Origin of the sequence: Polynucleobacter sp. JS-Polo-80-F4, assembly GCF_018881965.1 — a bacterium.
In the GTDB taxonomy this organism is placed as follows: domain Bacteria; phylum Pseudomonadota; class Gammaproteobacteria; order Burkholderiales; family Burkholderiaceae; genus Polynucleobacter.
The window spans coordinates 100892-125938 of sequence record NZ_JACVPI010000001.1 but is presented as its reverse complement, the minus strand read 5'-3'; the positions used below and the strand labels follow the sequence as shown (position 1 = coordinate 125938).

Sequence of the window (25047 nt, the reverse complement as noted above, 5' to 3'; positions counted from 1 at the left end):
ATCGTCTAAGATTGCACTATGATTTCCGCCTTAAGTCGCTTCATTTTCCTTATTTGCGTTGTTTTGATAATCTCTTTTATCACCCTTTATAACTGGGGTGCTCAATGGGCTATTTTGACAACAGTGGCCTTGATATCCATCCCTCTGGTCTATTCGTACATCAATTTAGCTCGTCTTCAAAAGGCCATTCAAACTGACTCAGTTGAGTCTATGTCCTTGCCTAGTGGTTTTTGGGAAGAGGTTTTGTTTCGATTACAACGTTTAGTTAAATCATTGAAACAAAGAATGCTGAGCATTGAACAGCAGCATGACCACTTTATTGAAGCTTTTCAAGCTTCACCTAATGGCATTCTGATGCTTGATCAAAATGATCAAATTGAATGGTGTAACGCAATTGCAGAACGTTTTTTTGGTTTGAACTTCAAGCGCGATGCATTGCAGCGAATTAACTTCCTCATTCGTCGCCCAGAGTTCATTCAATACATTAATAAGCGTAACTTCGAAGAGCCCTTGCTATTGGAGCGAATGGGGCCAAATAGCAGTCTTAGCTTGCTGCTACAGTTATTTCCGTTTGGCAATCAACGTCACTTATTGTTAGTCCAAAATGTCACTGACCTACAAAAAATAGATGCGATGCGTCGTGATTTCGTTGCCAACGTTTCTCATGAGATGAGAACGCCTATCACTGTATTGATGGGCTTTTTGGAGACAGTTCAAACCTTAGATCTTGAGAAGGGTCAACGTGATCAGTATTTCGACATGATGATGTCGCAGGCGCAACGCATGAAAAGTTTGGTTGAGGATTTATTGACCTTGGCTAACTTAGAGGCCAACTCGTTACCTGCGGCCACCAATGGTGTCAATGTCGAAACCTTAATGGCATTGCTCAGGAATGATGCTGAGGCTTTATCTAAAGGTAAACATAGTTTTAGTTTTAAAGTAGAAGATCCATCTTCTTTATTGGGTGATGAAAGAGAGATACTTTCTGCGTTTAGTAATTTAGTCTCCAATGCCATTCGTTATACGCCTGACTCTGGGGCAATTGATGTGAGTTGGAAGCTCAATACTGAAGGGCAGGGAGAATTTTCTGTAACAGATAGCGGCCCAGGTATTGCATCCGAACATATTTCAAGACTTACTGAGCGGTTTTATCGCGTTGATAGAAGTCGTTCTCGGGATACAGGGGGAACTGGCCTGGGATTAGCAATCGTTAAGCATATTGCCAGTCGACATCAAGCTCAGCTCATTATTGAAAGCACGCCAGGTAAGGGCAGCACTTTCATACTTCGCTTTCCTAAAGAGCGTATAGCTCTCTAGGGCTAATCTTTCTTCTTTTTCTTCTTCTTTTTAGACTCTTTACAAAGCTTTTCAGTCTTGCCTCCGGCATATAGGCACCAGACTTTGATTTCTTCAAATAGCTCTTCAAGATCCTCATGAGGAAGGCTCTTAAGGTCCACTAGGCCAATAGCGCCACTTTCCTGGAGCTGTTTTACTGCATCTGCATATTTGTAATCACTCATGGCTTTATCTTGTAATTGACGAAGATGGCAATCCTATCAAACAAATATGACAAAACTCGCTTTTTTGAGTGTTTTAAGGGGGTTTAGTCGGGATCCCCTGAAATTTCAGAGCCCCTTCTAACGCCATTAAGCTTGGCAACCATTCTTTCTAGGGGGCCGCCAAGCAGTAGGGTGATCAAAATCGCCCCCAAGGACAGCCCTCCAAGCGCAAATTGCCCGGCTCCAAAGGCTGCCCCAATCAGGGCGCAGGCCCAAAGGCTGGCTGCCGTAGTCAGCCCATGAACCCTTTGAGAGCGTTGTTCTCGAATGATCACTCCAGCTCCCAAAAAGCCAAGTCCGGTAATAAGGCCCTGAAGAACGCGGCTGACTGATTGAGCATCATCTCTCACAAAGTCGCTGATGAGCATGACGGCGGTTGCCGAACCTATAGCTACTAAAGAGTGCGTGCGAATACCGGCAGATTTATGGTGTAACCAGCGATTGAGGCCAAGAACGGCACCAACTAACAAGGCTAAAGCCAGCCGGAGCGCAATAGTTCCGTAGATATCCCAATCAAACATGTCGTTTCCTTATTGGAGATGGTTATAGGTACAACCCAGTTTATCCCAGCTAGTTGATTGCGTCATAAAAGCGACTTCACCCTGTCATCTTCATCATGAATAATCAAAGTGTAGTCAATGTCGCTTCTCTACAAAATAGGGATGCCTGAAAATCTTTCACCACAAGGATGCAATATGAAAAAATTAATCACACGCTTATGGCAAGCATGGAGTGAGGCAAGGGTAGCTTACGCAAACCGTTATATGGTTCATCGACTTGGTAGCTAAGTCATTAGTTATCTAGATGTAATGAACCAAAGGTACATTGAATCGTCGGATCTCATCTGACCAAGATAAGGTATCTTGTCTTCCTTTATAGCCCAGCATACGCTAGGTTTTTTTCTTGTCCCCGGCCATTGAATATTAATAAAATTGAAATATACATAGCCTAGGATGATTGCATTCACTATTTTTATAAAGCAAAGCTTATGAATGCTACTCTCACTAAATATTTATCAAATGTCCTGAGAAATGAAGTGCGGGAGAAGGTGGTCTCAGGGTTAAAGGAGCAAGAGCTTAGGACTCCTGCTTTAAATGATTCAAGAGTGAGTCAATTTCTGATAGACAGAAAATATGCATTACGTCTTGATGAAATCATTTGAAATATCTAATGTTTAACTGAGGTTGCATGACTCGTCCTTATAACATTCTCTTTTTGTGCACCGGTAACTCAGCACGCTCCATTTTGGGTGAGGCCCTTGCAACCACTCTGAGTCATGGCCGATTTATAGGTTATTCTGCTGGCTCAAATCCAAAGCAATTTGTTCATCCAATTGCACTTAAGCTTGCAAGAGAGATGGGGTATCCACTCGAATTACTCAGAAGTAAAACTTGGGATGAGTTCGGTAGACATGATGCGCCCCACATGGACTTTATTATCACCGTTTGCGACTCTGCTGCAGGTGAGGAGTGCCCTTACTGGCCCGGCCATCCGACGACTGCTCATTGGGGTTTTATTGATCCAGCAGCGGTGACTGGTAGCGAGCAAGAAATGTGGGATGCTTTTAGAAAAGTCGAGATGGGTTTACGCAATCGTATCGAGCTATTACTTGATCTTCCAATGGATAAGTTGGATCACTTGCAGATAAAAGATGAGCTTCACTCCATCCATCAACAATGTAACTAGAGTTTTATAAACGCATCTCAACATGGCTACATATACCGTTAATTACGCTGGCTTTTCGCTGACAACCCATCAAAGATTTACGGTTGCTAAGGCGATTACTAAAATTCATGCTGATATCACTGGTGCAGAGGCCTATTTTGCTCAAGTGATTTTTAAACAATTAGATTTACATGATTGCTTTATTGGTGGCGTTCTTCTTGATGAACCCCATCTCTTTTTGAGTGGACAAATCCGCAACGGTAGAAGTGAGCAAATGAAAAAGCAACTTCTCGTTGAGCTTGAGGTAGCACTTCAGGGCGCTTCAGGATTGGCTGGGCATCAGATCTGGGCATATATTGATGAAATTACCCCGGGTCAAATGGTTGAATATGGCCAAATACTACCTGCGGTAGGGGACGATAGTATTTGGTTCTCTACACTGCCTGCAGGCATTCAGAAGAAGTTAAATTACCTCAATTCCTAGTTCGCGCTGTATTTGGAATGGCTTTAAGATGGGCGGGTATATCCATTGCTCAGGTAGCCCATGCCCTCACAGAAGAAACCCAAATTTGCTGTTCTTAGATCGGTAGAGTCCTTTAGTAACCCTAGGCCCAGCATTAAAAAGCGTATGGGTGATGGTAAGGCCTTGCGAAAAGTAGTGAGCATTGCAGAGCAAGGTATATACACTCCGCCAAAACATCGAATTGATCCCATTAGCATTTTGGAGAATCAAGCCAAGACTCGAATTGAGTCTTTGATTCCGATTCGCTATGAGCGCATGCTTCAGTCACCCTTTGCTTTTTATCGCGGTGGTGCAGCCATCATGGCTCAAGATTTGGCGAGCCAGCCATACACCAATATTACAGTTCAGCTTTGCGGTGATATGCATGTGTCAAATTTTGGCTTGTTTGGAACTACAGAACATCGACTGGTATTTGGGATTAATGACTTTGACGAAACTCTTCCCGGTAGCTGGGAGTGGGATATGAAGCGTCTTGTTACGAGCGCAGTCATTGCTTGTGAAAGCAATGGTGGGGATAAAGCATTAAGCAAAAAATTAGCATTCCGTATATGCGCTGAGTACCAAAAACGGCTGGCTCAATATGCCAAAATGCCTTATCTGGATTTGGCGCAAGAATTCATTGGCGAAGCAGATGTTCGCAAGAATTTTAGTAAAGAACATCAAAAAAAAATTGATGTCTACTTCAATCAGACCAAGGGGCAAGGGAATGTACAGGTATTACAAAAACTCACTACCCTTGTTGGCAAAGACCGAAAGATTATCAATAAGCCCCCATTAATTGAGCACTTCAAAAAGAATGCTTTTGGACACCCTTTGAGCTCCCTAATAGATAAGGCTTTGCTGAATTATTCAAGCACCTTACTAGCTGATCGCAAGATTTTGTTTGAGCGTTACGTTTTGAAAGATTTTGCACGTAAGGTAGTTGGCGTTGGAAGTGTGGGAACTAATTGCATGGTCCTATATTTTGAGGGGGATAGTGCAAATGACCCCTTATTCTTGCAATATAAGGAAGCACAAAAATCTGTCTTAAGTCCTTACTTGGGCGAATCCATTTATCGAGATATGGGTCTGCGTGTAGTAGCTGGTCAGAGATTGCTCCAAGGCGCTCCGGATATCTTTTTGAATTACGGCTCCATGCAGTTCGATGTTGATAAAAGCCAAGGGTTTTATCTGCGTCAATTACGCGATATGAAAGGCGGCATCGAGATAGGCCCGGGGGGTATTTCCTTAAAGAATTTTGCGGACTATTCCAAGCTATTTGGTTGGGCGCTCGCTCTTGGCCATGCGCGCTCTGGGGATGCAGCAGAGCTCGCTGGGTATTGCGGTCAAGATAAAGAGTTTAGTGAGGCAATGTATTCATTTGCCAGATCCTATGCGAAGCAGAATGAGCGCGATTTTGAGTTATTTCGTAAGGCGGTTAAGAGTGGAAGACTTAAGGTTGCAAAGACAAAATAGTATTTAAGTAAAGCGCTTTATGGCCGTCATCAAATTGTCATTTGATTGGAAGATAGTCTAGTTTGACCTATCCCAAGCCCTTTTTTCCATGAAAACATCACCATTTCTAAGAGTTGTATTTCTTATTTTATTTGGAAGCCTTACTGGTATAGCTCAGGCTGCAGCAGTTTATCCAATCGATCAAGCCTCTATTTTGGCCGGATCTAAGTTTGATATCAAGATTGAATTCAACTCCGTGCTCGATCCTAAAGAGGTCATTATTGAGCTTAATGGTGCACCCATTAATAAAACCATAAGCGCTAAATCAGAGTTTATTGCGAATGAAAATGGTAAAGGTAGTTCCATTCTATTTAGGGATGTTCAACTATCCAAAGCGGGTAAATATCAAGTTGTCGCTCGAACATCTCAGGAGCGTTTGCAGGTCAATTGGGATGTTTATGCTACTGGTCCTCGCCGCGTAAAGAATGTGATTCTATTTATTGGTGATGGTATGACGATTGCCAATCGCACCACTGCTAGGGTTCTTTCTAAAGGTATTCAGGAGGGAAAGTATCAGGGACGATTGGCTTTTGACGATATGCCTAGTACAGCAATGATTGGCACATCCGGGTCTGATTCGCTTATTACAGACTCCGCTAATTCAATGAGTGCTTATACAACTGGTCATAAAACAGCAGTAAATGCCATGGGCGTTTATGTATCCCGTGCAAATGACAATCTTTCGCATCCCAAGGTAGAAACCATTGCAGAATTGATCAAACGCAATACCAAAATGGCAGTGGGCATCGTTTCGGATGCGGAATTGGAGGATGCTACTCCAGGCGCTATGGTCTCGCATACAAGGCGGAGGGCTGATAAGCAATATATTGCTGACCAATTGCTATCCAGTGGTGCGGAAGTTATTCTAGGCGGAGGTTCGGCTTACTTTTATCCTAAGTCATCCAAGGGTTCGAAGCGTAAAGATGAGCAGAATTTAGTTGAAAACTTTAAGTCGAATGGCTATCAGTTAGCTTTTACAAAACAAGAATTACTTTTGGCATCAGAGAGTAAGGGAACAAGAAAATTATTCGGCGTGTTTCATCCGGATAACATGGACGGTTCTCTAGATCGTCTATACCTTAAAAAGAATACGGTTGAGCAATACCCCAATCAACCAGACCTCACAGAAATGACGCAATCTGCGATTGATGTTCTATCCAGAAATCCCAATGGATTTTTCTTGATGGTGGAAGCTGCGCTGATCGATAAGTTTAATCACCCCCTGGATTGGGAGCGGGCGGCGTTTGACACCATCATGCTCAGTAATGCGGTCCAGATTGCCAAGGACTTTGCTAAAACCCATCCCGATACCCTGATCATTGTGACGCCAGATCATACGCACAGTGGCTCAATTAGTGGAGTGGTGCATGATGACAAGCCGGGACCGTTGCGTGAAAAAGTGGGTATTTATGCTGAGGCAGGTTATCCAAATTATCCTAAGGCCGATATACAGGGATACCCAAATAAGATTGATGTCTCTAAACGCATCGCATTCTTTTATGGCAACTATCCGGATCACTACGAAACCTTGCATCCAAAACTAGATGGCACATTTGTTCCCGCCGTTAAAGATGATTCCGGTAAATATGTAGCCAATCCAAAATATATCCAGCTTCAGGAAGATGCCATTCATGTGGGGGGCAATTTGCCGTCGTATCAAGATTCTGGTGTGCATACGGCCGATGATGCTGTTCTGAATGCGATGGGCCCAGGATCCGAAAAATTCAAGGGTTTCATGGATAACACTGAGGTATTTAAAGTGATGGTAGAGTCCCTAGGTCTCGGCTCAAAATAATTACCAGTACCATGGAATTTGTTAGCAACATTAACTATGCATCCCTGACTGATACTGCAATCAGCCTGACTGCTGCCTTTTTCTTTGGCGGCTTAATTGGTCTTGAGCGTCAATATCGCCAAAGAACTGCTGGTTTGCGAACCAACATCTTGGTTGCTATCGGTGCTGCCATTTTTGTAGATGCTGCGAATCGTCTTACCGGTCATGATGGGGCAGTACATGTAATGGCATATGTCGTTTCAGGCATTGGATTTTTAGGCGCTGGTGTCATCATGCGTGAAGAAGGTAATGTTCGCGGGATTAACACAGCGGCAACCCTATGGGCATCAGGAGCGGTGGGAGCCTGCGCTGGCGCGGACTTGATATTGGAGGCTGGATTAGCAACTGTATTCGTGTTGGCAGCCAATACACTGTTGCGTCCTGTGGTGACGTTTATTAATCGCCAACCCCTTGATACCGTTTCGGTTGAGGTAACAAATTCCATATTCATCATTACCCCTAAACATGCTCAAAAGCATGCATTAAAGCAATTTATTAGAACGCTGGAAGAGGCGGGCTACCAAACCCAAGATATTGAAGTGCATCAATTTGGTAGTGAAGATGTAGAAATTCAAGCGGTATTAACGGCGTCGGCTGTAGATGGTGATGAGATGGATAAGCTCATTGAAAAAATTGCCGATCAGGACTTTGTAACCCAAGCATTCTGGAGCCCCAGTACAACAGATTAAGCGGTGTATCTGCTTTGACACACTATTGACATAATCTTGATTCAGTATTGCAGTGTGAATAAGACTATCCAATACCCGCAAGCTACTGTTACTTGCCCACATTGCCAGGCCTCTGAAATCATCAGCTCCGAAGAGGGTTCCCAGCACTTCTACCGCTGCCGTTCCTGTAGTGCGATTCTGAAGCCTAAATCAGGTGACTGCTGCATTTTGTGCAGTTTTGGCAATCGAGATTGCTCAAGCTCAGAGCAAAATTTGGCAGCCTAGCTTAAATAGCACCCCCAGCCATAAAGGCTTGCTGGTCTTTTCATCAATGTGTCATTGTTTTTACATAAAATAGACACAATTGATACAGCAGTCCATTTTTGGGGAATATTTTGGCCAGCAATCCCGTAGATCCTTTAGTGAATTCCGCAGACCTAGTTGCTGCGGTTGATTTGGGATCCAATAGTTTTCGTATGCTAGTGGCTCAAGCAGTAAATACACCATCCGGTACGCAATTACGCCCAATCGATACCTTGCGCGAAACGGTACGTCTGGCTGCAGGCCTTACCGAAAATAAATTGCTTGGTAATGATGCTTATCAGCGGGGATTAATTGCTATTAGGCGTTTTGGTGAGCGCATCCGTGGATTTGATCCTTCTAATGTACGAGCGGTTGCCACAAACACCTTACGGGTTGCTAAAAATTCCCAACAATTTGTTCAGGATGCGCAAGAAGCCTTAGGGTTTCCAATCGAAGTGATTGCAGGCGTAGAAGAGGCTCGACTTATTTATATTGGAGCAGCCCATGAAGTCCAGGCTATCCAGGGTAATAGGCTGGTTATAGATATTGGTGGCGGTTCTACAGAATTCATTATCGGTAAAGGCTATGAGCCAAAGCTGATGGAGAGTCTTTATATTGGCTGCGTTTCTCACAGTATGCGTTTTTTCCCTAAGGGAAATATTGATGCGCATGCCTTTAAGGAGGCTGAGCTAGCTGCCCGCCGTGAAATACAGGTTATCTCAGGTGCTTATTTGAAGAGTGGCTGGAAGCAGGTGATTGGCTCCTCTGGAACTGCTAGAGCTTTAGCCGATTTGATTGCAAATAACCACTTTAATGGACCTGGTGACGGTTTGACGATGGGCCGCGTCAATGGTGCAAGTGGCCTCATTACCCGTGAGGGCTTGAAGAATCTCAAAAAGCATCTCCTGAAGTATGAGCATGTAAATCAGGTTGAATTAGTAGGTCTTAAGGACGATAGAAGAGCGGTATGGCCAGGTGGTCTAGCAATTATGTTGGCAGCATTCGATGAATTGGGTATCGAAGAAATGGAAGTTACGGATGCCGCTTTACGTAGCGGTGTTTTATATGACCTGCTTGGCCGCTCACAACATCATGACATGCGTTATGTCACTGTTGAGCAATTTATGCAGCGATATGCAGTCGATCGAGAGCAGGCTGACAGGGTGGGTAAATTGGCTGCTGATTTTTTACAGCAATTACCTAAACCTGAGGCAGAGAGTAGAGCAGATAACGTTGCTTTATTGCAGTGGGCAGCTAACCTCCATGAAATTGGTTTGTCTATCGCCCACAATGGATATCACAAGCATTCTGCTTACATAGCGGGCAATGCCGACATGCCAGGATTTTCTAAAAATGATCAAGCAAGACTTGCAGCGCTATTAATTGGGCATACCGGCAAGTTGGGTAAGTTGGCGAATAATCATAGTTTTGAAGACTGGCGCATGCTCTTTTGTTTAAGACTGGCGCAGGTGCTCTGTCGGGGTCGAAACGACGTTAACTTTCCTAAGGTCAAGGTTTCCGAACATGGTGGCTCTTATCTTGTGAGCCTTTCTAAAGAGTGGGCAGCCGAACATCCTTTAACCGAGTTTAGTCTGATGAAAGAGGCTGCAGAGTGGGAAAGAATTGGTCACTCCTACCAGGTAAGTTTTAAGTAAGCCTAAAATAAGCTTCAAATAAATCTTAAAGTAAGCATAAAAAAGCCACTTCAATCTGAAGTGGCTTTTGCTTTCAATGAATGCGCTGAGATTACAAGCCTAAGAAATGCTTTGCATAACGTGGGTTGATTTCTGAGAGACGCAGCATGGTTAACAAGTCAGCCGTATTGAAGTCTGGATCCCATGCTGGAGCGCTACATATTTTTGCGCCAAGCTTTAGATAGCCCTTAATCAATGGTGGAGGTTGGACATCCAAGCCACCATTTAATTTATCTAAAGGTAAAGGTAAACGTGGGAAGGCGTGGAACTCTGTTGGCGCCATTTGGTCGTTGCCTAGCGAGTTGTAAAGGCTGGCCGCAAAATGTCCGCCATCAGCCATCGGGATGCTAGCGCAACCCAACATGATTTCATAACCATTCTTCTGCATGTACTGGGCTAAGCCACTCCATAGAGCCATGATGACTGCGCCTGAGCGATAGTCTTGGTGAACGCAGGATCTACCTAATTCAACCAATTTCGGGCGGAGGTGGTCAATGCGGGAGAGATCGAACTCAGAATCAGAGTAGAGGCGACCAATTTCTAGTGCTTTATGTGGTGGCAGCACGCGATAAGTGCCAACTACTTTGAGGGTATCTTGATCACGAATCAATAAATGATCGCAATACGAATCAAATTCATCAACATCTAAGCCTTCAGCATTTTTAGGGAGGTTAGCACCCATTTCTTCAGCAAACACCTTAAAGCGTAATCTTTGCGCTTCTTTAACTTCGCCAGGAGTGCTCGCCCAAATAATCTGAAAAGCAGGTTTTTTGGGTTTATCTATCTGAACGGCGGGGGTGATATCAACATCTCTGAGTTCAGCTCTTGTCTTAGTCGCAAACTTTTTACCAAAAAGCTTCTTGGCTAACTTTTTAGAGAGTTTTTTAAATGCGCTTGGCTTCTTTCTTTTGAATGCCTTGACTTTCTTGGGGGCGAAAATCTCAAATGAGCCGATTGGGTTAGGAATATCAGACATAGTTAGCCTTAATTGACATTAAATATGAGGGGGGCACAGACAGCTGCCCAGAGAAGGGTGGCCACAAGCAGAGCAAGCATGACAGCGGCACTACCAAAATCTTTTGCTCGCTTAGAGAGATCATGATGTTCGAATGAAATGCGATCGATTGCTGCTTCTACGCTTGAGTTAAGAAGTTCAATCACAAGAACCATAACCAATGAAGAAACTAGTAATGCTTTTTCTAGCAGTGAAATCGGCAGCAAGCAGGCAACCGGTGTTAGCAATGCAAATAAAGTAAGTTCTTGTCTAAAAGCACTTTCTTCCATAAATGCATATACCAACCCACACCAAGAGTTTTTGGCTGCATGCCATGCCCTGGCAAGACCACGATTGCCCTTATGGGGATTTTGGTCGATATGGTATGGAGCGTTCAACATGAACTTTCTTTAGGCTAGTGCAGTGACGTGCACTTCTGGTGTCGGCACTGGCTTGAGATGATTGGCAAATTGTTCTGAAGCAGCTCTCCAGGAGAACTTTTCGGCATGTGCGCGCGCTACCTCGCGAGGAATCTTCAATGCCTGCATGCAAGCCACGCGTAAGTCTTCATCCATTGCGCCAGAATTGGAGTTTCCTAAAACATCAATAGGTCCTGTAACAGGATAGGCTGCAACCGGTGTGCCACAAGCCATTGCCTCAAGTAAAACCAAGCCAAATGTGTCTGTCTTACTCGGAAATACAAATACATCAGCCGCTGCATACACTTTTGCTAATTCATGCTGTTGCAATACTCCCAGGTAGTTCACTTCTGGGTATTTTTCTTTTATTCCAGCCATGGCTGGACCGTCTCCTACCACCCACTTCGAACCTGGTAAATCAATTTCTAAGAATGCATTGATATTTTTCTCAACAGCAACCCGGCCTACATATAAAAAGATAGGATGGGCAGTGTTCAAGGCTTTTGAATCTTGCATCTTAAAAATATCAAGATCCACGCCTCTTGACCACAGCACGACATTCTTGAGGCCATATTTTTCTAAATCATCTTTAACAACAATAGTTGGTGCCATTACTGCCATTGATGGGCCATGGAACCAGCGAATAAACGCATAAGTAATTGCCAAAGGAATGCCAGTACGCGCTTTGACATATTCTGGGAAGCGGGTGTGATAAGCGGTGGAAAACGGTAGACGATTTTTGACTGCGTAGGCACGTGCAGATAAGCCTAGTGGGCCCTCTGTTGCAATATGCATTGCATCGGGAGCAAATTCTTTAATGCAACGAGCTACTTCTTTGCCTGGGAAGAGTGATAGGGCGATATCAGGATAAGTTGGGCAAGGAATGGATTTAAAGCCATTTGGCGTAATCATCTCTACTTCATGACCCATGGCAGTTAATTCAGCACGGGTTTGCTTGAGGGTTCGGACAACGCCGTTCACCTGTGGATCCCATGCATCAGTGATAATCATAATTTTCATAGCACAGCCTCTTTGATAAGTGATTCGATAGTAGGTTGAAGGGTGATTTGAGGGGTCTCAACTGGTTCACCCTTGATATGTGTCCAGTAAATCAGTTTGAGTTCGCCGGTTTGTGTTTCAACAAGAGCGGAGAGGCTTTCAACCCAATCACCATCGTTGCAATACAGCAGTCCATCGATCTCGCGAATCTCTGCTTTGTGAATATGCCCACAAACAACCCCATCACAGCCTCGTAAGCGGGCCTCTCTGGCCATAATGTGCTCAAAGTCTGCGATATAGCTGACTGCATTTTTTACTTGGTGCTTAAGATACTGAGATAGTGACCAGTACTGCAGACCCATTTTGGCGCGGATCATATTAAAGTAGCGATTGACGTAAAGAATGAACGAATACAGGTTGTCGCCAACATAGGCAAGCCACTTGGCATACTGCATCACGCCATCAAACTGATCGCCATGCGTTACCCATAGCTTTCTACCGTCTACCGTTGTATGAATAACTTCCTCAACGACTTTGACGTCTCCAAAAGAGAGTCCAAAAAACTGTCTAGCGCTTTCATCATGATTTCCAGGGACGTAGATTACTTCGCTACCTTTACGTGCTTTACGCAACAGCTTTTGCACTACATCGTTATGTGATTGAGGCCAATAGAATGACTTTTTCAGTCTCCAGCCATCAATAATGTCACCGACGAGATAATATTTATCAGCTTCGTTGTGTTTTAGGAAATCGAGAAGGTAGTCTGCCTGACACCCTGATGTTCCTAGGTGTACGTCTGAAATCCAGATGGCTTTGTAATGCATCATGAAACAGTATTAAGCCTACTGAGTATGAAACTAGAGTGACAGTTCCAAGACAGTTTTATGACGAAGCAATTATTTTTAACAATTGATTTATATTCTTACCTCATATGAGTCAGAATCAAACCATAAGACATTCCCTATTCGAGTGCTTGGCCACTATATGGTCTTGGATTCAGGTATGGAGTCACGTAATTGGTGGATTGGTTACGCTGTTCTTGCGATTTCCATTTGCTACCTATGAAGCTAAAAATAAGCTGATCCAGAATTGGTCAAAAAAATTATTAGATATTTTTGGAATTACCTTAAGGTTGCAGAATCACGAGATACTTCCTTCTGCTCCATATTTGCTGGCGTCAAACCATATCTCCTGGATGGATATCCATGCGATTAATGCATTCAAGCCCATCCGATTTGTCGCCAAATCGGATGTGGCGGGCTGGCCAGTATTTGGATGGATGGCCAAGCAATTAGGTACGGTATTCATTAAGCGTGATAGCGCACGTCATGGAAAGTATGTTGCGAGTGAAGTGAGTGATGTACTCAAAACTCAGTCTGTCTGCATTTTTCCGGAGGGCACCTCCACAATAGGTGAGGGCGTTCTCCCATTCAAACCGAATTTATTTGAATCAGCCGTTATTGCTCAGGTGCCAGTCTATTCCTTGGCAATTACCTATAAATCATTGCCATCAGGCGACAGAAGTGAGGTGGCTGCCTTTATTGGAGATATGGGGCTGCTGGAGTCCATGGCGAAGATCTTGAATAATCGCCAGCTAGTTGTTGAGTTGAACTTTATTTCGCCCTCAGGAGCAAGCCCGGAGGCATCTAAAGACCGAAAGTGGCTGGCTTTGCACAGTCAAGAGGCCATTTCCAATCAATTAAAAGGCAATCATCGCCTGATGTAATAAATGTGTCATCATTTCTAGTTATAAATCTACCACTAGGAGTGGGAACCAATGACATCGAAGCATACAGAAATGGCCGAGTGGTATCGCCGTGCTCAAGAAGAGATTCTTGATAGCATGGATGAAGAGCTTGAAATGGAGCTCGATGATGATAGGCTTTCGCCTGATGGCAGCGAGAGCTCCCAAATTCCACGCAATGTCTACTTCCGTGAGCTCTTTAGACTCCAGGGTGAGTTGGTAAAGCTTCAAGACTGGGTGGTAGAAAATAAGCTTAAGGTAGCAGTCTTATTTGAAGGAAGAGATTCAGCAGGTAAGGGCGGGGCTATTAAGCGCATTACTCAGCGTCTCAATCCTCGTGTTTGTAAGGTAGTGGCATTACCTGCACCCAACGAGCGTGAGAAAACGCAGTGGTACTTCCAAAGATATATTTCTCAGTTACCGGCTGGCGGTGAGATCGTTCTATTTGATCGAAGCTGGTACAACCGTGCTGGCGTTGAGAAAGTCATGGGATTTTGTACTGATGATGAGTACGAAGAGTTCTTAAGAACAGTCCCCGATCTTGAGCGCATGATGATTAGCTCCGGAATTATTCTCATCAAATATTGGTTCTCCATTTCTGACGATGAGCAATACAACCGCTTCATGATGCGCATTCATGATCCATTAAAGCAATGGAAGTTAAGCCCAATGGACCTAGAAGCAAGAAGGCTCTGGGAGGCTTACACCAAAGCCAAAGAAACCATGCTGGAGCGCACGCATATTCCTGAAGCGCCTTGGTGGGTGGTTGCTGCTAATGATAAGAAAAAAGCCCGCTTAAACTGTATTACGCATTTGTTAGATCAGATCCCTTATAAAGAGATTGATCATCCAGTAATTACTTTGCCAAAGCGTGTTCATAATCCAGACTACCTACGCGGGCCAGTGCCTCCTCAGATGTACGTACCTGAAGTGTTCTAAAGATTTATTTTTCGAGCTTGGATAATTTGCCGTCCCATTTGAAGGCGATGTCTTTATCAGCCTTTAACAGGCTTTTATCTTTACCTGGATAAGAAACTCTAGATAGAAGATCTTGAATCATATTGATGTGGGCCACCTTTTTATCGTTTGCCTTCACAACAATCCATGGCGCATCTTTAGAGCTGGTTTTTTCTAGCATGTCATTTCTGCACTTGCTATAGGCATTCCAATTAATTTGCGCTTGCTGATCAATTGGGCTGATCTTCCATTGCTTCAGAGGATCTTTGGTCCTATCGGCAAGACGGAGAGCCTGCTCTTGCTTGGAAATGTCCAAATAGTATTTGAGAATGGTCATGCCTGAGCTGGCCAGGATAGATTCAAGTTCATTCACAGATCCCATGAAGTTGGCGTATTGCTCCTTGGTGCAGAAATTCATTACCACTTCAACGCCAGCGCGGTTGTACCAGCTGCGATTAAATAGAACGAACTCACCCTTCTTAGGTAGCTCTGCAACATAGCGTTGAAAGTACCATTCCGCGGATTCGGTATCAGATGGTTTCCCTAGGGCAACAACACGGGTTTCTCTAGGACTTAAGTGTTGGGTGATGACTTTAATGCTGCCATCTTTACCGGCCGTATCGCGACCCTCAAGAATCACCAATATCTGATCGCCGTTACTAATCAGGCTATTTTGTAGCTTTACTAATTCAATCTGCAATAGGCGAAGTTGCTCGTCATAGCTAGATTGCTCTAGCTTGTCTTTATGACCCATTAACTTGCTTCGGTTGTGCTCACTACCTTTTTAGCTGGCGCCTTCTTAGCAGGTGCCCTCTTGGCAGGAATCTTCTTAGCCGCAGCTTTTTTCGCTGGAGCCTTCTTAGCTGGAACCTTTTTTGCTGCAGCTTTTTTCGCTGGAGCTTTTTTGGTTGCTACTTTCTTGTCTAGCTTATCCAATGCTTTTGCAAGCTTATCAATCAGCTTCTCACGGTCGGATTCTAATTTATCGAGCTTTTTTAATAGTTGCTTGACCAGCTTCTTTTGACTCATGATGTATTCCTAAATTGATTGTTGGTTTCGTTGATTTGATCTTCTCGACCCAATCCTACGTTTTATTCTTGTACTTTTCAAGCAAATATGACACTTATAAGTCAGTTTTATGACATTGATTGTCATGATTATGAAATATATATTTCTATACAATTGGAAATATGAAAAATACAGATGCCATCAATGCATTTCTGGCCTTAGGTCAGGAGACCCGTTTAAACATCTTTCGCTTAGTAGTGCAGCGAGGTGATACGGGCTTAACGCCCGGTGAAATTATTGAAAAACTGGGGATAGCTAATGCCACTCTCAGCTTTCATCTAAAAGAGTTGGTGGGGGCTGATTTATTGTCAGTGGAGCGCCAGAGTCGCAATCTCATTTATCGACCCAATGCGAGCTTGGTTCAAGAGTTAAGTGGGTTCTTACTGGAAAACTGCTGTGGTGGCAAAGCATGTGCGCCGGCATCGATTATTAAAAAGGCGAAGGCTAAATGAAGCAATTTAATATTCTCTTCCTATGTACGCATAATTCTGCTCGCTCCATTCTGGGAGAGGCATTGGCATCTACTCATCCTAGCGGCAAATTTGTCGGTTACTCAGCAGGATCGACTCCAGGCACTAGCGTTAATCCTATTGCCAGAGAAATAGCTATCGAGATGGGGATGGACCCTGCAAAGTTAAAGTCTAAGAGCTGGGATGTATTTGGTATGCCAGATGCGCCTAAGATGGATTTCATCATCACGGTTTGTGACAATGCCGCTGGCGAACAGTGCCCATTTTGGCCGGGCAGCCCAGCAACTGCGCATTGGGGCTTTCCTGACCCATCCAAAGTAGAGGGCACCGATATAGAGAAGAAGACTGCCTTTATTGAGGTTATGAACGGCCTTCAGAAACGCATTGATATTCTTGCTGCAATGCCATTGGACAAATTGGATTCGATAAGCCTAAAAGAAATTCACCACAAAGTATGAACACTGTTACTAGCAAGCTTTCCTTTTTAGATCGATATCTCACTCTTTGGATATTTGCTGCCATGGCAGTGGGTATTGGCTTGGGGTATTTTGTGCCTGGGGTAGAGGGGTTCATTAACTCCTTTCAATCTGGCACAACCAATATCCCAATAGCGATTGGGCTGATATTGATGATGTACCCACCGTTTGCTAAGGTGAAGTACGAAGACTTACCTGATGTATTCAGAGATAAACGTATATTTGGTTTGGCATTTCTGCTCAATTGGATAGTTGCGCCAACCTTAATGTTCTTCTTGGCCATCCTCTTTGTGCCTAATCAGCCTGAGTACATGGCTGGCTTGATATTGATAGGCATTGCGCCCTGTATTGCGATGGTAATTGTCTGGAACGATATTGCCAAAGGCTCTACAGAGTATGCGGCTGGCTTAGTTGCCTTTAATGCGGTCTTTCAAGTGCTGTTCTTTAGCTTGTATGCCTATTTTTTCTTAACTGTTCTGCCACCGTATTTTGGCTTTGCAGGCTCTGTTGTCAATATCACTATTGGTGAAATCGCTAAGACAGTTGCGATCTATTTAGGGATTCCTTGTGTTGCAGGATTCTTGACCAGATACATTGCGCTCAAATTTGTATCGCGAGAGTCGTATCAAAATACTTTCATTCCTAGAATTGGCAAGCTCACATTAATAGCCTTGCTCTTTACGATCGTGGTGATGTTTAGTTTGAAAGGTAAGTTAATTCTTCAATTGCCAATGGATGTAGTCACTATTGCTGTTCCATTGCTCGTGTTCTTTGTGGTGATGTTCTTGCTCACCTTCTTTATCACCATCAAAATGGGTATTGAATATAAGCGCTGCTGCACTTTATCGTTTACAGCGTCTAGTAATAACTTTGAGCTAGCTATTGCAGTAGCCATCGCTGTATTTGGTATTAACTCAGGAGCAGCGTTTGCCGCAGTGATAGGGCCCTTAGTTGAAGTGCCAATCATGGTTGGCCTAGTCTCAGTGGCTCTGTGGATCAAGGAAAAGCTTTTTTATGTCATCCGGGAAGACGCCATTCACAGATGAAATATAGTTGCTTAATATTAGGGTAAACCCTTGACTTTTGATGAAGTAAGGAATATAGTGATAACTCGCTGAGGGTTCGCCCACAGCATTAAAGAGCGTACAGACGTAAAGTTTTACCGCAGATGTGGAGACTGTTAGTACGCTCTTTAAAAGAAATCTATCGCAGACGTGTGGTCAACCAAGTTGACGGATCGTTTAAAACGTATCACTACTGCAAAAAATCAAAAATATCAGAAATAAATATCAACAGCAGGGTCTCTGCTCATCTTCGCTCTGGGTGCTTTAAGATTGAAGAAATGATGGAGATTGAATGAAAGCCTTAAATAAATTGCTGTTCCTAGGATTGGGCTTTGGCCTATTTGCTTGCTCAACACCGCAAAGTGATTTTGGTGTCTATCAACAATCCGACGGAACGATTGGGGTGCATGCACCTAAGACTGCTAAAGAGAACGAGGCTCAGGAAGCAGCTCTTGTAGAGTGTAAGAAGCAGGGCAAGAGAACTGTGACGATTCTAGAAAGCAGAAAAACGGTCAATGACCGTTTTCCCATTACTTATATCTATCTTTGCAGATAGTGGCGGATAGTTAGTCCGCCATACACCACCAGTGTGTGATTAACTCAATAACCACTTCTTAATAGACTTATTCACACACATTGCATCTAAGGCTAGGCCAAAGAATTCAGAGCCATTGGTTACCATGCTTTCAATGGCCTCCACTTTGCCTGACTTAATGCCGCGCAAATAGGTTGCAGCGCGATAGCGCAAGAAATGCTCTGTTACACCTTCTTCATTCTCAGTCGGACAAATCTCTAGGCTGCCGTAGCGAGTTTCTGGATTGATATTGAGAACAGCAAGGCTTAAGGCCCCAACCAATTTCTCGGGTACAGGAATAGGCACATAAGAGTAGAGGGAGATCATCATTTCTTCTTCATCCACTTCAATGATGTGATCAATATCCAGAACATCTTTTTCAGTTAACTCTGTCTCGCCAGAATCGCCGCCGCCAAAAGTAGACTCAAACTGCAACATTGCAGTATTGCTTCCTTTGGAGATCTCGATCATGTCAGGGTAGCCAAGCAAGCCTTTCCACCAATACATGAGTGAGAAGGTGCAAGGTTTTACTTCAACTAATCCCTTATTGGTGGATTTTGCAAAATACAGACCGTAAAACTCATCATCTTGCTCAAGACCATATTGGTCTACTTTTGGAGTTTTAGATGAAGCTGATTTAACAGGCTTCTTGGCAACTTTCTTAGCCGCTGGCTTTTTAGCAGCAGGTTTTTTTGCCGGTGATTTTTTAACAGCTACTTTTTTGGCGGCTGGCTTCTTTGCAGCCACTTTCTTAGTTGCTGGTTTTTTCACTACCTTTTTGACTGTCTTTTTGCTTGCTACTTTCTTGGCAGCAACCTTCTTGACGGCTTTTTTAGCGGGGGCTTTTGTTACCACCTTGGTAGCTACTTTCTTTTTTGCTGGAGACTTCTTTGTAGCCATGGTTTATTACCCTTCTTTTGGTAGTTATTGTGCTTTATGCACTTACTGATATTACTGCAAATTCCTGTAGGAATTCGCCTTTCCTATATGGGGTTTTTCCTGCGGATTACAAGGGGAGGGTTGAAATAAATAGATAGATCAAGTTATTGTTCTTGTAACGCAGGATTGCTACACTCAATTTACAAAGTCTTGTTTAACCTAAATATCAAGAGGATCTATGTTTCCAGAATATCGTGAACTCATTACTCAGTTAAAAACGTCAGATCGCCATTTTTCGCATTTGTTTGATAAGCACAATAATTTGGATCAAAAGATCCAGAGAATGGAGGCGCATAGTGAGCCAAGTACTCCAGAAGAAATTGAGACCCTCAAAAAAGAAAAGTTACTTCTGAAGGATCAGATTTACGCCGTTTTAAAGAAGGCGAGTAACTAAGCGCAACTAAGCACAACTAAGCCCCAATGTAATTTGAAGAGCCTAGATGCCAAGTGGATTTAGGCTTTTTTCAGAAAGCAGGCTTTGAGTAGCATATTGCCTGCTTCTGTTTTGCAGTCGACCTCATGATCGCCAGAGACAAGGCGAATGCCTTTGATCTTGGTGCCTACCTTGAGGGTGGTGGAGGAGCCTTTGACCTTCAGGTCTTTAATGAGGGTGACGGTATCGCCATCAGCCAAGAGATTGCCATTGGCATCCTTCACAATTAAGCCAGATTCCACTTCTTCGGCAGCTGAAGCAATGAGCCATTCATGGCCGCACTGCGCGCAAACGTAATTCTCGCCATCGGGGTAAGTCATATCCTCCTGGCAGGCGGGACACTTTGGTAGGTTATCTGTGCTCATGGACTCATTTTAGTCTAGCAGCAGTGATATATGGCTAACTGCCTTTACTCGAACTAGAATGGAGCTGTGAATAAAACCCTAAAGATTTCTCTCATTGCATTTATAGGCTTTCTTGCCGTGGTAGGTCTGGGCGCCTGGTATGCGGCATCCTTTATCAACCCCGCTCAATTAACTCAGCTCCTAAGCTCTTCAGTCAAGGACTCCACTGGGCGTGACCTAAAGATTACTGGACCAGTTAGCCTGAGTATTTTTCCTTCCATTAGCGTAAAAGCAGAACAGTTATCTTTAAGCAATGCATCGTGGGCAAGCAATCCCGATATGCTGACTTTTAAGAAAGTCGAGTTAGACATTAAGTTATTGCCCTTACTCAGGGGTAACGTTGAGATCAGCAGAATTGGTGTCGTGGGCCTAGAAGCCAATTTACAAACCAACAAATCGGGCGAGGGCAATTGGAATTTGACTGCACCAGTCATAGCATCTAGTAATTTAGCGGCTCAAGCAACGGCAAGCAGTTCTTCTGACAATGTACTCGTCTCGATTAATTCAATAGATGTTGTTGATGCGCGTATTAATTATCAAGATGGTGGTCAAGCTGCTAAGTCATTAAAGATTCCAAAATTCATTTTGGATGGCGGAGATGGAAAATCTACGATTCTGATGGATCTTCAGTATCCCAACTACACCCTCAATCTCAAAGGCAAAACAGGATCTTTGCGGAATGCTTATTTTGCTTGGGACCAATCTCCGGTAAAAACGGATCTCGATTTAGTTCTTACTTTGAATGGCAAGTCACTTGCGATTACAGGGGTGATTGATAAGAAGCCTCATGTCTTGCCGCAATTTAATATCAACCTCAACTCCAAATCATTTGATTTAGCTCCCTTGGTGGGGTCGGCTGCAATTGCTGGCTCAACTGGAAAAGCCAGTCATGCATCCCCACATAAATCTCAAGGAAAGTATTTTTTCTCTGATGAGGCATTGCCTTTCGATCTACTGCCTTTAGCTGATGGATCGATCAATATCAATATTGCTGAACTTGGGGTGCCGGATCAAGCCCCATTTACTAACTTCAAGACGACCCTGCAATTTAAGAAAAATGCTATTGATGCAAATGATGTCAGTTTTAATGTTGGCAAAGGAAGTACCCAGGCACAAATTTCTATTTCGCAATTTGATAGCCCCTCCCCAAAATTTGCCATGAAGGGTTTGGCGAAAGACTTTACCTTAGAGCAAATTATTGCCACTACTGACTCCAGTGCTAGGGTTTCTGGTGGCGATACAAAAGTGGCCTGGAATTTACAGGGAAGCGGTCTAAGTCCACATCAAATGGCTAGCAGAGCTAATGGAGCCATTCAGGTTTCAGTAGGCCCAAGCAAATTAGATTCTAAATTCATTAATAAGGGCGGGGACTTTGTCATTACCGTGATTGATTCAATCAATCCGATGTACAAAAAATCAAATCAAACTATATTAGATTGCGCAGTTGCTTATTTGCCCATTAGCAGTGGGGTAGTTAATATTCAGAATTCAGTTGGCGTTGAAACTGACCGACTCGATATCACCTTGGCGGGTTCCATTAATCTCTCTAACGAGGCTCTCAATATCACCATTAACCCAAGAGAAAAATCAGGCCTGACAACTGGCTTGGATCTTGCTGGGCTGGTGAAGATTGAGGGAACTCTGCAAAACCCACAAACCGGGGTCAATAAAGCGGGGGTTGTGAATAGTGCCGTATCCATTGGATTGGGCTTCTTAACGGGCGGCATTAGTATCGCCGCGGAGAATGCTAAATCATTGGCGACCAAGTCGCAGCCATGCAAAACAGCGCTGCATTCTTGGTCTGATATCTACCCCGCTAGCAAGTAAGCCAAACTAAGCCACACTAAGCTTGCTAATCTGTTTCTTAGAATACTAAGCCGCTGACAAAGAGGCTGAACAAAGAAATAAAAATGCTGGCAAAGAATGCAGTCCAGAAGCTGGAGATCGTAAAGCCGCTCACTACTGCAGAGACCAGCATCAATACCAACGCGTTTATCACGAGCAAGAAGAGGCCCATGGTCACTACAGTGAGTGGCAGCGTGAATAACACTAATAATGGTTTAACGATTGCATTGGCAAAGCCTAGTAGCAAGGCAGCAATGATGAGTGAGCCACCATCTGCAAAGCGCAAGCCACTAAAGATATAGCTAGCAACCCAAAGGGATAAAGAAGTTAAGCCCCACTGGACTAGAAATAGCGTTAAGTTGCTCATGGATGATTCCTTTACTGATGTTGTAAGGGGTTTATGCCTAATGCCTATATTAGCAGTTGATCAATAGTGTGGGGGGATTTCATCTTTGAGGCTTCCACCACCGCCTCCACTGCTACTGGATTGCTCTTTGATCGCCTTTAGTTCGCGATACAGGAATTCAATTTGCTGCTGCTGTTTATAAACAGTCTCATTGAGCTTTTCAATGAGGTCTTCTGTGAAGCTGAGCTTGATTTCTAGATTGGTAATACGTTCTTCAGACATAGTTAATGGACTTTCTTATTCTGAGATGAGCTCAAAGCGCCCATCTTCCATTTCTGCTTTTGGTCTAACCCAAAAGTCATGGGATTGCAGAGATTCGTATACGTAAGCGGGCTCTAAAGTTGCCTCCACATTTGCCAAAAAAACGACTTTATAAAAGCCACCAGTCTTGATGTGCCTTAGCTTGCACCCCGGCTTGAAGAGGCCGTCATCTGGATCGGCCATTTTGGGTTTACTCATGTCAACAATACACTTTCTCAGTATGATCTAGCGATGGCAAATTCCATCCCGTACTCCATTCTAGATATATCTCCGATTCCACAGGGATTTACTGCTGCCGACGCCCTTCACAACTCTCTGGATGTAGCAAGGCACGCTGAAAAATGGGGCTATACCCGTTACTGGGTAGCAGAGCACCACAATATGACCGGTAATGCGAGTTCCGCTACTGCGGTACTCATAGGCTATATCGCCTCCGGTACGTCTCATATTCGGGTAGGGTCTGGCGGCGTGATGCTTCCTAACCATGCGCCCCTAGTAATTGCCGAGCAGTTTGGCACCTTAGAGTCTTTATATCCAGGACGGATTGAACTCGGATTGGGTAGGGCGCCTGGCACTGACCAAATGACGGCAAGGGCATTACGCCGAGATTTGCTAGGAAGCGATGATCGTTTTCCGCAAGACGTGCGAGAGCTGCAGCATTATTTTGGCCCGCTTCAAGAGGGGCAATCCGTCAAAGCCATTCCGGGTATAGGGACCAATGTACCTATCTGGATTTTGGGCTCTAGTCTGTATGGCGCTCAATTAGCGGCACACTTCGGTCTTCCTTATGCATTCGCTTCTCACTTTGCGCCAGACCAACTCCTGGAGGCAATGAAGATTTATCGAGAACTCTTTAAACCATCGGCCCAGCAAGCTCAACCATATTCAGCATTTGTGATGAATGTAGTGGCTGCCGATACCGATGAAGAAGCCCAGCATCTATTTACAACTCTGCAACAGAACGTTGTCAGAATGCGCAGGAATACAAGAGGGCAGTTGCCACCTCCAATCGCTGATATGAATGAATTCTGCGAGCCTCATGAGCAGGCAGCGGCAGATCATACTTTGCAGGTCTCGGTAGTTGGTTCGCTAGAGACTATAAGGAAAGGCATGCGTCGCTGGTTGGATCTTACTGGTGCGGATGAGCTTATTCTGACGGGGCAAATATTTGATCATCAAGCTCGTCTCAGGTCATTTGAGATAGCAGCGCAAGCTGCACAAGGCTTATAGATCAAATACGGTGTAATCAGCAGTAATTAAAACCTGCTCTGTTGCTGCCTTATTCGCAAATCGAAGAACTTCATTGTCTTTGCTAATTAATGCGCAAGGCCTTGCTGTATAGGCAAGATCTAAAAAGATCTGATCGTCTGGATCATTGCATGTCCAAGGTGCCTTGCTTAAGCTTGGCTCATCCATCACTCTTGCTAGATTCTGCCATTGCAGATAGATTTGCTTCTGCTGTGCCTCGTCAAGCGAAAACAATGGGCGCGCAATGACGTCAGCGAATTCTGCTAATGTAATTGGGGTTGCTAAAGCGTCCAACTTACCTTCAATAAGAGCTTGCTTTAAATGTAGCGCCCTAAAGTCATTAAAGACAAAGAGATCTAATAAGACATTGGTATCGAAAACAACCACCTTCATATTGCAGGCCTATTGATTGTTGCGCCAAATCTCTGGGGTGATGGTCACCTGACCTTGGTCGGAGGAGACATAGGCTTCACCATCCTGAACATTCACATGAATGACCATGCTGCGTTCAACCAACTTATTGAGATCTTCTGCTTGTTCGGCTGGAATGGAAATTACTTGTAAATTGCGAGCACGAGTCAGCTTATTTGCAATGCCATCCCACCAGATTTTGCTGGTATGACCGCCATAGCAATAGACAATGACTTGATCTGAACGGCCGCAGGCTTTGAGAATGCGGCGCTCATCCGGCTGACCAATCTCAATCCACAGCTTGATGGCATCGGTGAGGTCTTTAATCCAAAGATCTGGTTCATCGGTATCGCTTAATCCCTTTGTAAACACCAGATCTTCATGCGCCTGCAATGCAAAGGCGATGATGCGGATCATCATTCGTTGCTCAGTCTCAGAAGGGTGTTTAGCGATAGTGAGGGAGTGACTGCCATAGTAGTGGCGGTCAGAATCTGCGACGTGAAGGTCGGCTTTGTGGATAGTTGCGCGTAGAGCCATGACGCATTATCGCCTTTATGAGCCAACTCCTGGCCTGAGTGGGCTCATAACCAGTATT

Annotated in this window: 32 protein-coding genes; 17 read left to right on the top strand and 15 right to left on the bottom strand. The window is 44.1% G+C overall.

Translation table 11 applies throughout. The features are described from left to right. The first annotated feature begins 18 nt into the window (after nt 1-18). The gene (gene phoR / locus ICN20_RS00630) at nt 19-1317 is read left to right on the top strand and encodes a phosphate regulon sensor histidine kinase PhoR (protein WP_216237375.1); all 1299 of its coding nucleotides are present in this window, start codon (nt 19-21) and stop codon (nt 1315-1317) included. Nucleotides 1318-1319: 2 nt separating this feature from the next. On the opposite strand, the gene ICN20_RS00625 is transcribed toward phoR, so the two are convergent. Both ICN20_RS00625 and ICN20_RS00620 read right to left on the bottom strand, forming a co-directional pair. Beyond that, a complete protein-coding gene (locus ICN20_RS00625) occupies nt 1320-1520 on the bottom strand; it encodes a hypothetical protein (RefSeq protein ID WP_216237373.1) in 201 nt (66 codons plus the stop codon). 83 nt (nt 1521-1603) lie between these two features. Beyond that, nucleotides 1604-2080 carry an MgtC/SapB family protein gene (locus ICN20_RS00620; RefSeq protein WP_216237370.1) on the bottom strand — a complete coding sequence of 159 codons (477 nt, stop codon included), beginning with the start codon at nt 2078-2080 and terminating at the stop codon, nt 1604-1606. Between the two features lie 667 nt (nt 2081-2747). Here ICN20_RS00620 and ICN20_RS00615 point away from each other — a divergent pair. From ICN20_RS00615 to ppx, 7 genes are all read left to right on the top strand, one after another. Continuing rightward, a complete protein-coding gene (locus ICN20_RS00615; protein ID WP_216237368.1) occupies nt 2748-3245 on the top strand; it encodes an arsenate reductase ArsC in 498 nt (165 codons plus the stop codon). Between the two features lie 22 nt (nt 3246-3267). Then, the gene (locus tag ICN20_RS00610; protein ID WP_216237366.1) at nt 3268-3708 is read left to right on the top strand and encodes a tautomerase family protein; all 441 of its coding nucleotides are present in this window, start codon (nt 3268-3270) and stop codon (nt 3706-3708) included. A 60-nt stretch (nt 3709-3768) separates the two neighbouring features. Beyond that, nucleotides 3769-5202 (top strand): DUF2252 domain-containing protein, encoded by a 1434-nt coding sequence (locus tag ICN20_RS00605; RefSeq protein WP_216237365.1) that lies wholly within the window; start codon nt 3769-3771, stop codon nt 5200-5202. 88 nt (nt 5203-5290) lie between these two features. After that, on the top strand, nt 5291-7036 hold the full coding sequence (locus tag ICN20_RS00600; RefSeq protein WP_216237361.1) for an alkaline phosphatase: 1746 nt from the start codon (nt 5291-5293) through the stop codon (nt 7034-7036). Nucleotides 7037-7047: 11 nt separating this feature from the next. Continuing rightward, nucleotides 7048-7764 carry an MgtC/SapB family protein gene (locus ICN20_RS00595; RefSeq protein ID WP_216237360.1) on the top strand — a complete coding sequence of 239 codons (717 nt, stop codon included), beginning with the start codon at nt 7048-7050 and terminating at the stop codon, nt 7762-7764. A 54-nt stretch (nt 7765-7818) separates the two neighbouring features. Beyond that, on the top strand, nt 7819-8028 hold the full coding sequence (locus ICN20_RS10325) for a GDCCVxC domain-containing (seleno)protein (protein ID WP_370624513.1): 210 nt from the start codon (nt 7819-7821) through the stop codon (nt 8026-8028). Between the two features lie 110 nt (nt 8029-8138). Then, nucleotides 8139-9701, top strand: a complete 1563-nt coding sequence (gene ppx / locus ICN20_RS00590; RefSeq protein ID WP_216237358.1) for an exopolyphosphatase — start codon at nt 8139-8141, stop codon at nt 9699-9701. A 91-nt stretch (nt 9702-9792) separates the two neighbouring features. On the opposite strand, the gene ICN20_RS00585 is transcribed toward ppx, so the two are convergent. The 4 genes from ICN20_RS00585 to ICN20_RS00570 are packed head-to-tail and all read right to left on the bottom strand — an operon-like array spanning nt 9793 to nt 12979. Next, nucleotides 9793-10716 carry a GNAT family N-acetyltransferase gene (locus ICN20_RS00585; RefSeq protein ID WP_216237356.1) on the bottom strand — a complete coding sequence of 308 codons (924 nt, stop codon included), beginning with the start codon at nt 10714-10716 and terminating at the stop codon, nt 9793-9795. Nucleotides 10717-10724: 8 nt separating this feature from the next. Further along, nucleotides 10725-11135 carry a diacylglycerol kinase gene (locus ICN20_RS00580; RefSeq protein WP_216237354.1) on the bottom strand — a complete coding sequence of 137 codons (411 nt, stop codon included), beginning with the start codon at nt 11133-11135 and terminating at the stop codon, nt 10725-10727. 9 nt (nt 11136-11144) lie between these two features. Beyond that, nucleotides 11145-12173 carry a glycosyltransferase family 1 protein gene (locus ICN20_RS00575; protein WP_216237352.1) on the bottom strand — a complete coding sequence of 343 codons (1029 nt, stop codon included), beginning with the start codon at nt 12171-12173 and terminating at the stop codon, nt 11145-11147. Next, on the bottom strand, nt 12170-12979 hold the full coding sequence (locus ICN20_RS00570; protein WP_370624512.1) for a UDP-2,3-diacylglucosamine diphosphatase: 810 nt from the start codon (nt 12977-12979) through the stop codon (nt 12170-12172). The genes ICN20_RS00575 and ICN20_RS00570 overlap by 4 nt, the downstream gene beginning before the upstream one ends. Nucleotides 12980-13083: 104 nt before the next feature. Between ICN20_RS00570 and ICN20_RS00565 the strand changes: the two genes are divergently transcribed. Together ICN20_RS00565 and ppk2 (ICN20_RS00560) are read left to right on the top strand one after the other, a co-directional pair. Then, nucleotides 13084-13878 carry a 1-acyl-sn-glycerol-3-phosphate acyltransferase gene (locus ICN20_RS00565; RefSeq protein WP_216237350.1) on the top strand — a complete coding sequence of 265 codons (795 nt, stop codon included), beginning with the start codon at nt 13084-13086 and terminating at the stop codon, nt 13876-13878. Nucleotides 13879-13929: 51 nt separating this feature from the next. Then, nucleotides 13930-14835 (top strand): polyphosphate kinase 2, encoded by a 906-nt coding sequence (gene ppk2 / locus ICN20_RS00560; protein WP_216237347.1) that lies wholly within the window; start codon nt 13930-13932, stop codon nt 14833-14835. A 4-nt stretch (nt 14836-14839) separates the two neighbouring features. Here ppk2 (ICN20_RS00560) and ppk2 (ICN20_RS00555) read toward each other — a convergent pair whose 3' ends face one another. Both ppk2 (ICN20_RS00555) and ICN20_RS00550 read right to left on the bottom strand, forming a co-directional pair. Continuing rightward, nucleotides 14840-15607: a polyphosphate kinase 2 gene (gene ppk2, locus ICN20_RS00555; RefSeq protein WP_216237345.1), complete on the bottom strand. Its 768-nt coding sequence runs from the start codon at nt 15605-15607 to the stop codon at nt 14840-14842. Continuing rightward, a complete protein-coding gene (locus ICN20_RS00550; RefSeq protein WP_216237343.1) occupies nt 15607-15882 on the bottom strand; it encodes a serine/threonine protein kinase in 276 nt (91 codons plus the stop codon). Before ICN20_RS00550 ends, ppk2 (ICN20_RS00555) begins: the two co-directional genes overlap by 1 nt. A gap of 161 nt (nt 15883-16043) precedes the next feature. Here ICN20_RS00550 and ICN20_RS00545 point away from each other — a divergent pair, with 161 nt between their 5' ends. From ICN20_RS00545 to ICN20_RS00530, 4 genes are all read left to right on the top strand, one after another. Then, a complete protein-coding gene (locus tag ICN20_RS00545) occupies nt 16044-16373 on the top strand; it encodes a helix-turn-helix transcriptional regulator (protein WP_216237341.1) in 330 nt (109 codons plus the stop codon). Then, on the top strand, nt 16370-16849 hold the full coding sequence (locus ICN20_RS00540; protein WP_216237333.1) for an arsenate reductase ArsC: 480 nt from the start codon (nt 16370-16372) through the stop codon (nt 16847-16849). Before ICN20_RS00545 ends, ICN20_RS00540 begins: the two co-directional genes overlap by 4 nt. After that, nucleotides 16846-17913, top strand: coding sequence for an ACR3 family arsenite efflux transporter (gene arsB / locus ICN20_RS00535; protein ID WP_216237331.1), 1068 nt, complete (start codon nt 16846-16848; stop codon nt 17911-17913). The genes ICN20_RS00540 and arsB overlap by 4 nt, the downstream gene beginning before the upstream one ends. A gap of 310 nt (nt 17914-18223) precedes the next feature. Beyond that, nucleotides 18224-18487 (top strand): hypothetical protein, encoded by a 264-nt coding sequence (locus ICN20_RS00530; RefSeq protein ID WP_216237329.1) that lies wholly within the window; start codon nt 18224-18226, stop codon nt 18485-18487. 39 nt (nt 18488-18526) lie between these two features. Here ICN20_RS00530 and ICN20_RS00525 read toward each other — a convergent pair whose 3' ends face one another. After that, a complete protein-coding gene (locus tag ICN20_RS00525; protein WP_216237327.1) occupies nt 18527-19405 on the bottom strand; it encodes a hypothetical protein in 879 nt (292 codons plus the stop codon). Nucleotides 19406-19622: 217 nt separating this feature from the next. Here ICN20_RS00525 and ICN20_RS00520 point away from each other — a divergent pair, with 217 nt between their 5' ends. After that, a complete protein-coding gene (locus tag ICN20_RS00520) occupies nt 19623-19838 on the top strand; it encodes a YdcH family protein (RefSeq protein WP_216237326.1) in 216 nt (71 codons plus the stop codon). A gap of 59 nt (nt 19839-19897) precedes the next feature. On the opposite strand, the gene ICN20_RS00515 is transcribed toward ICN20_RS00520, so the two are convergent. Beyond that, nucleotides 19898-20242, bottom strand: a complete 345-nt coding sequence (locus ICN20_RS00515; RefSeq protein ID WP_216237324.1) for a zinc ribbon domain-containing protein YjdM — start codon at nt 20240-20242, stop codon at nt 19898-19900. A gap of 66 nt (nt 20243-20308) precedes the next feature. Here ICN20_RS00515 and ICN20_RS00510 point away from each other — a divergent pair, with 66 nt between their 5' ends. Next, nucleotides 20309-22108 carry an AsmA family protein gene (locus ICN20_RS00510; protein WP_216237322.1) on the top strand — a complete coding sequence of 600 codons (1800 nt, stop codon included), beginning with the start codon at nt 20309-20311 and terminating at the stop codon, nt 22106-22108. A 37-nt stretch (nt 22109-22145) separates the two neighbouring features. Here the strand turns inward: ICN20_RS00510 and ICN20_RS00505 are convergent, their stop codons facing one another. Genes ICN20_RS00505 through ICN20_RS00495 form a run of 3 tightly spaced genes read right to left on the bottom strand, consistent with a single transcriptional unit; the run spans nt 22146 to nt 22991 of the window. Continuing rightward, the gene (locus ICN20_RS00505) at nt 22146-22493 is read right to left on the bottom strand and encodes a phage holin family protein (RefSeq protein WP_068323482.1); all 348 of its coding nucleotides are present in this window, start codon (nt 22491-22493) and stop codon (nt 22146-22148) included. Nucleotides 22494-22553: 60 nt separating this feature from the next. Beyond that, the gene (locus ICN20_RS00500; protein WP_216237319.1) at nt 22554-22754 is read right to left on the bottom strand and encodes a SlyX family protein; all 201 of its coding nucleotides are present in this window, start codon (nt 22752-22754) and stop codon (nt 22554-22556) included. Nucleotides 22755-22769: 15 nt separating this feature from the next. After that, entirely contained in the window at nt 22770-22991 is a 222-nt protein-coding gene (locus ICN20_RS00495) for a DUF1653 domain-containing protein (RefSeq protein WP_216237318.1), read from the bottom strand. Nucleotides 22992-23024: 33 nt separating this feature from the next. Here ICN20_RS00495 and ICN20_RS00490 point away from each other — a divergent pair, with 33 nt between their 5' ends. Next, nucleotides 23025-24023, top strand: coding sequence for an LLM class flavin-dependent oxidoreductase (locus ICN20_RS00490; RefSeq protein ID WP_216237316.1), 999 nt, complete (start codon nt 23025-23027; stop codon nt 24021-24023). Here ICN20_RS00490 and ICN20_RS00485 read toward each other — a convergent pair. Continuing rightward, entirely contained in the window at nt 24018-24434 is a 417-nt protein-coding gene (locus tag ICN20_RS00485) for a putative toxin-antitoxin system toxin component, PIN family (protein WP_216237314.1), read from the bottom strand. The genes ICN20_RS00490 and ICN20_RS00485 overlap by 6 nt on opposite strands. Nucleotides 24435-24443: 9 nt before the next feature. Continuing rightward, entirely contained in the window at nt 24444-24989 is a 546-nt protein-coding gene (locus ICN20_RS00480; protein ID WP_216237312.1) for a YaeQ family protein, read from the bottom strand. Nucleotides 24990-25047: the final 58 nt, after the last annotated feature.

Coding starts and splice junctions, on each gene's coding strand:
- ICN20_RS00515 (WP_216237324.1), bottom strand. CDS start 20,242: ATGAGCACAGATAACCTACCAAAGTGTCCCGCCTGCCAGGAGGATATG.
- arsB (WP_216237331.1), top strand. CDS start 16,846: ATGAACACTGTTACTAGCAAGCTTTCCTTTTTAGATCGATATCTCACT.
- ICN20_RS00565 (WP_216237350.1), top strand. CDS start 13,084: ATGAGTCAGAATCAAACCATAAGACATTCCCTATTCGAGTGCTTGGCC.
- ICN20_RS00615 (WP_216237368.1), top strand. CDS start 2,748: ATGACTCGTCCTTATAACATTCTCTTTTTGTGCACCGGTAACTCAGCA.
- ICN20_RS00530 (WP_216237329.1), top strand. CDS start 18,224: ATGAAAGCCTTAAATAAATTGCTGTTCCTAGGATTGGGCTTTGGCCTA.
- ICN20_RS00500 (WP_216237319.1), bottom strand. CDS start 22,754: ATGTCTGAAGAACGTATTACCAATCTAGAAATCAAGCTCAGCTTCACA.
- phoR (WP_216237375.1), top strand. CDS start 19: ATGATTTCCGCCTTAAGTCGCTTCATTTTCCTTATTTGCGTTGTTTTG.
- ICN20_RS00505 (WP_068323482.1), bottom strand. CDS start 22,493: ATGAGCAACTTAACGCTATTTCTAGTCCAGTGGGGCTTAACTTCTTTA.
- ICN20_RS00495 (WP_216237318.1), bottom strand. CDS start 22,991: ATGAGTAAACCCAAAATGGCCGATCCAGATGACGGCCTCTTCAAGCCG.
- ICN20_RS00480 (WP_216237312.1), bottom strand. CDS start 24,989: ATGGCTCTACGCGCAACTATCCACAAAGCCGACCTTCACGTCGCAGAT.
- ICN20_RS00585 (WP_216237356.1), bottom strand. CDS start 10,716: ATGTCTGATATTCCTAACCCAATCGGCTCATTTGAGATTTTCGCCCCC.
- ICN20_RS00540 (WP_216237333.1), top strand. CDS start 16,370: ATGAAGCAATTTAATATTCTCTTCCTATGTACGCATAATTCTGCTCGC.
- ICN20_RS00625 (WP_216237373.1), bottom strand. CDS start 1,520: ATGAGTGATTACAAATATGCAGATGCAGTAAAACAGCTCCAGGAAAGT.
- ICN20_RS00490 (WP_216237316.1), top strand. CDS start 23,025: ATGGCAAATTCCATCCCGTACTCCATTCTAGATATATCTCCGATTCCA.
- ICN20_RS00600 (WP_216237361.1), top strand. CDS start 5,291: ATGAAAACATCACCATTTCTAAGAGTTGTATTTCTTATTTTATTTGGA.
- ICN20_RS00575 (WP_216237352.1), bottom strand. CDS start 12,173: ATGAAAATTATGATTATCACTGATGCATGGGATCCACAGGTGAACGGC.
- ICN20_RS00605 (WP_216237365.1), top strand. CDS start 3,769: ATGCCCTCACAGAAGAAACCCAAATTTGCTGTTCTTAGATCGGTAGAG.
- ICN20_RS00550 (WP_216237343.1), bottom strand. CDS start 15,882: ATGAGTCAAAAGAAGCTGGTCAAGCAACTATTAAAAAAGCTCGATAAA.
- ICN20_RS00520 (WP_216237326.1), top strand. CDS start 19,623: ATGTTTCCAGAATATCGTGAACTCATTACTCAGTTAAAAACGTCAGAT.
- ICN20_RS00545 (WP_216237341.1), top strand. CDS start 16,044: ATGAAAAATACAGATGCCATCAATGCATTTCTGGCCTTAGGTCAGGAG.
- ICN20_RS00580 (WP_216237354.1), bottom strand. CDS start 11,135: ATGTTGAACGCTCCATACCATATCGACCAAAATCCCCATAAGGGCAAT.
- ppk2 (WP_216237347.1), top strand. CDS start 13,930: ATGACATCGAAGCATACAGAAATGGCCGAGTGGTATCGCCGTGCTCAA.
- ICN20_RS00595 (WP_216237360.1), top strand. CDS start 7,048: ATGGAATTTGTTAGCAACATTAACTATGCATCCCTGACTGATACTGCA.
- ICN20_RS00610 (WP_216237366.1), top strand. CDS start 3,268: ATGGCTACATATACCGTTAATTACGCTGGCTTTTCGCTGACAACCCAT.
- ICN20_RS00485 (WP_216237314.1), bottom strand. CDS start 24,434: ATGAAGGTGGTTGTTTTCGATACCAATGTCTTATTAGATCTCTTTGTC.
- ICN20_RS00620 (WP_216237370.1), bottom strand. CDS start 2,080: ATGTTTGATTGGGATATCTACGGAACTATTGCGCTCCGGCTGGCTTTA.
- ppk2 (WP_216237345.1), bottom strand. CDS start 15,607: ATGGGTCATAAAGACAAGCTAGAGCAATCTAGCTATGACGAGCAACTT.
- ICN20_RS00525 (WP_216237327.1), bottom strand. CDS start 19,405: ATGGCTACAAAGAAGTCTCCAGCAAAAAAGAAAGTAGCTACCAAGGTG.
- ICN20_RS00570 (WP_370624512.1), bottom strand. CDS start 12,979: ATGATGCATTACAAAGCCATCTGGATTTCAGACGTACACCTAGGAACA.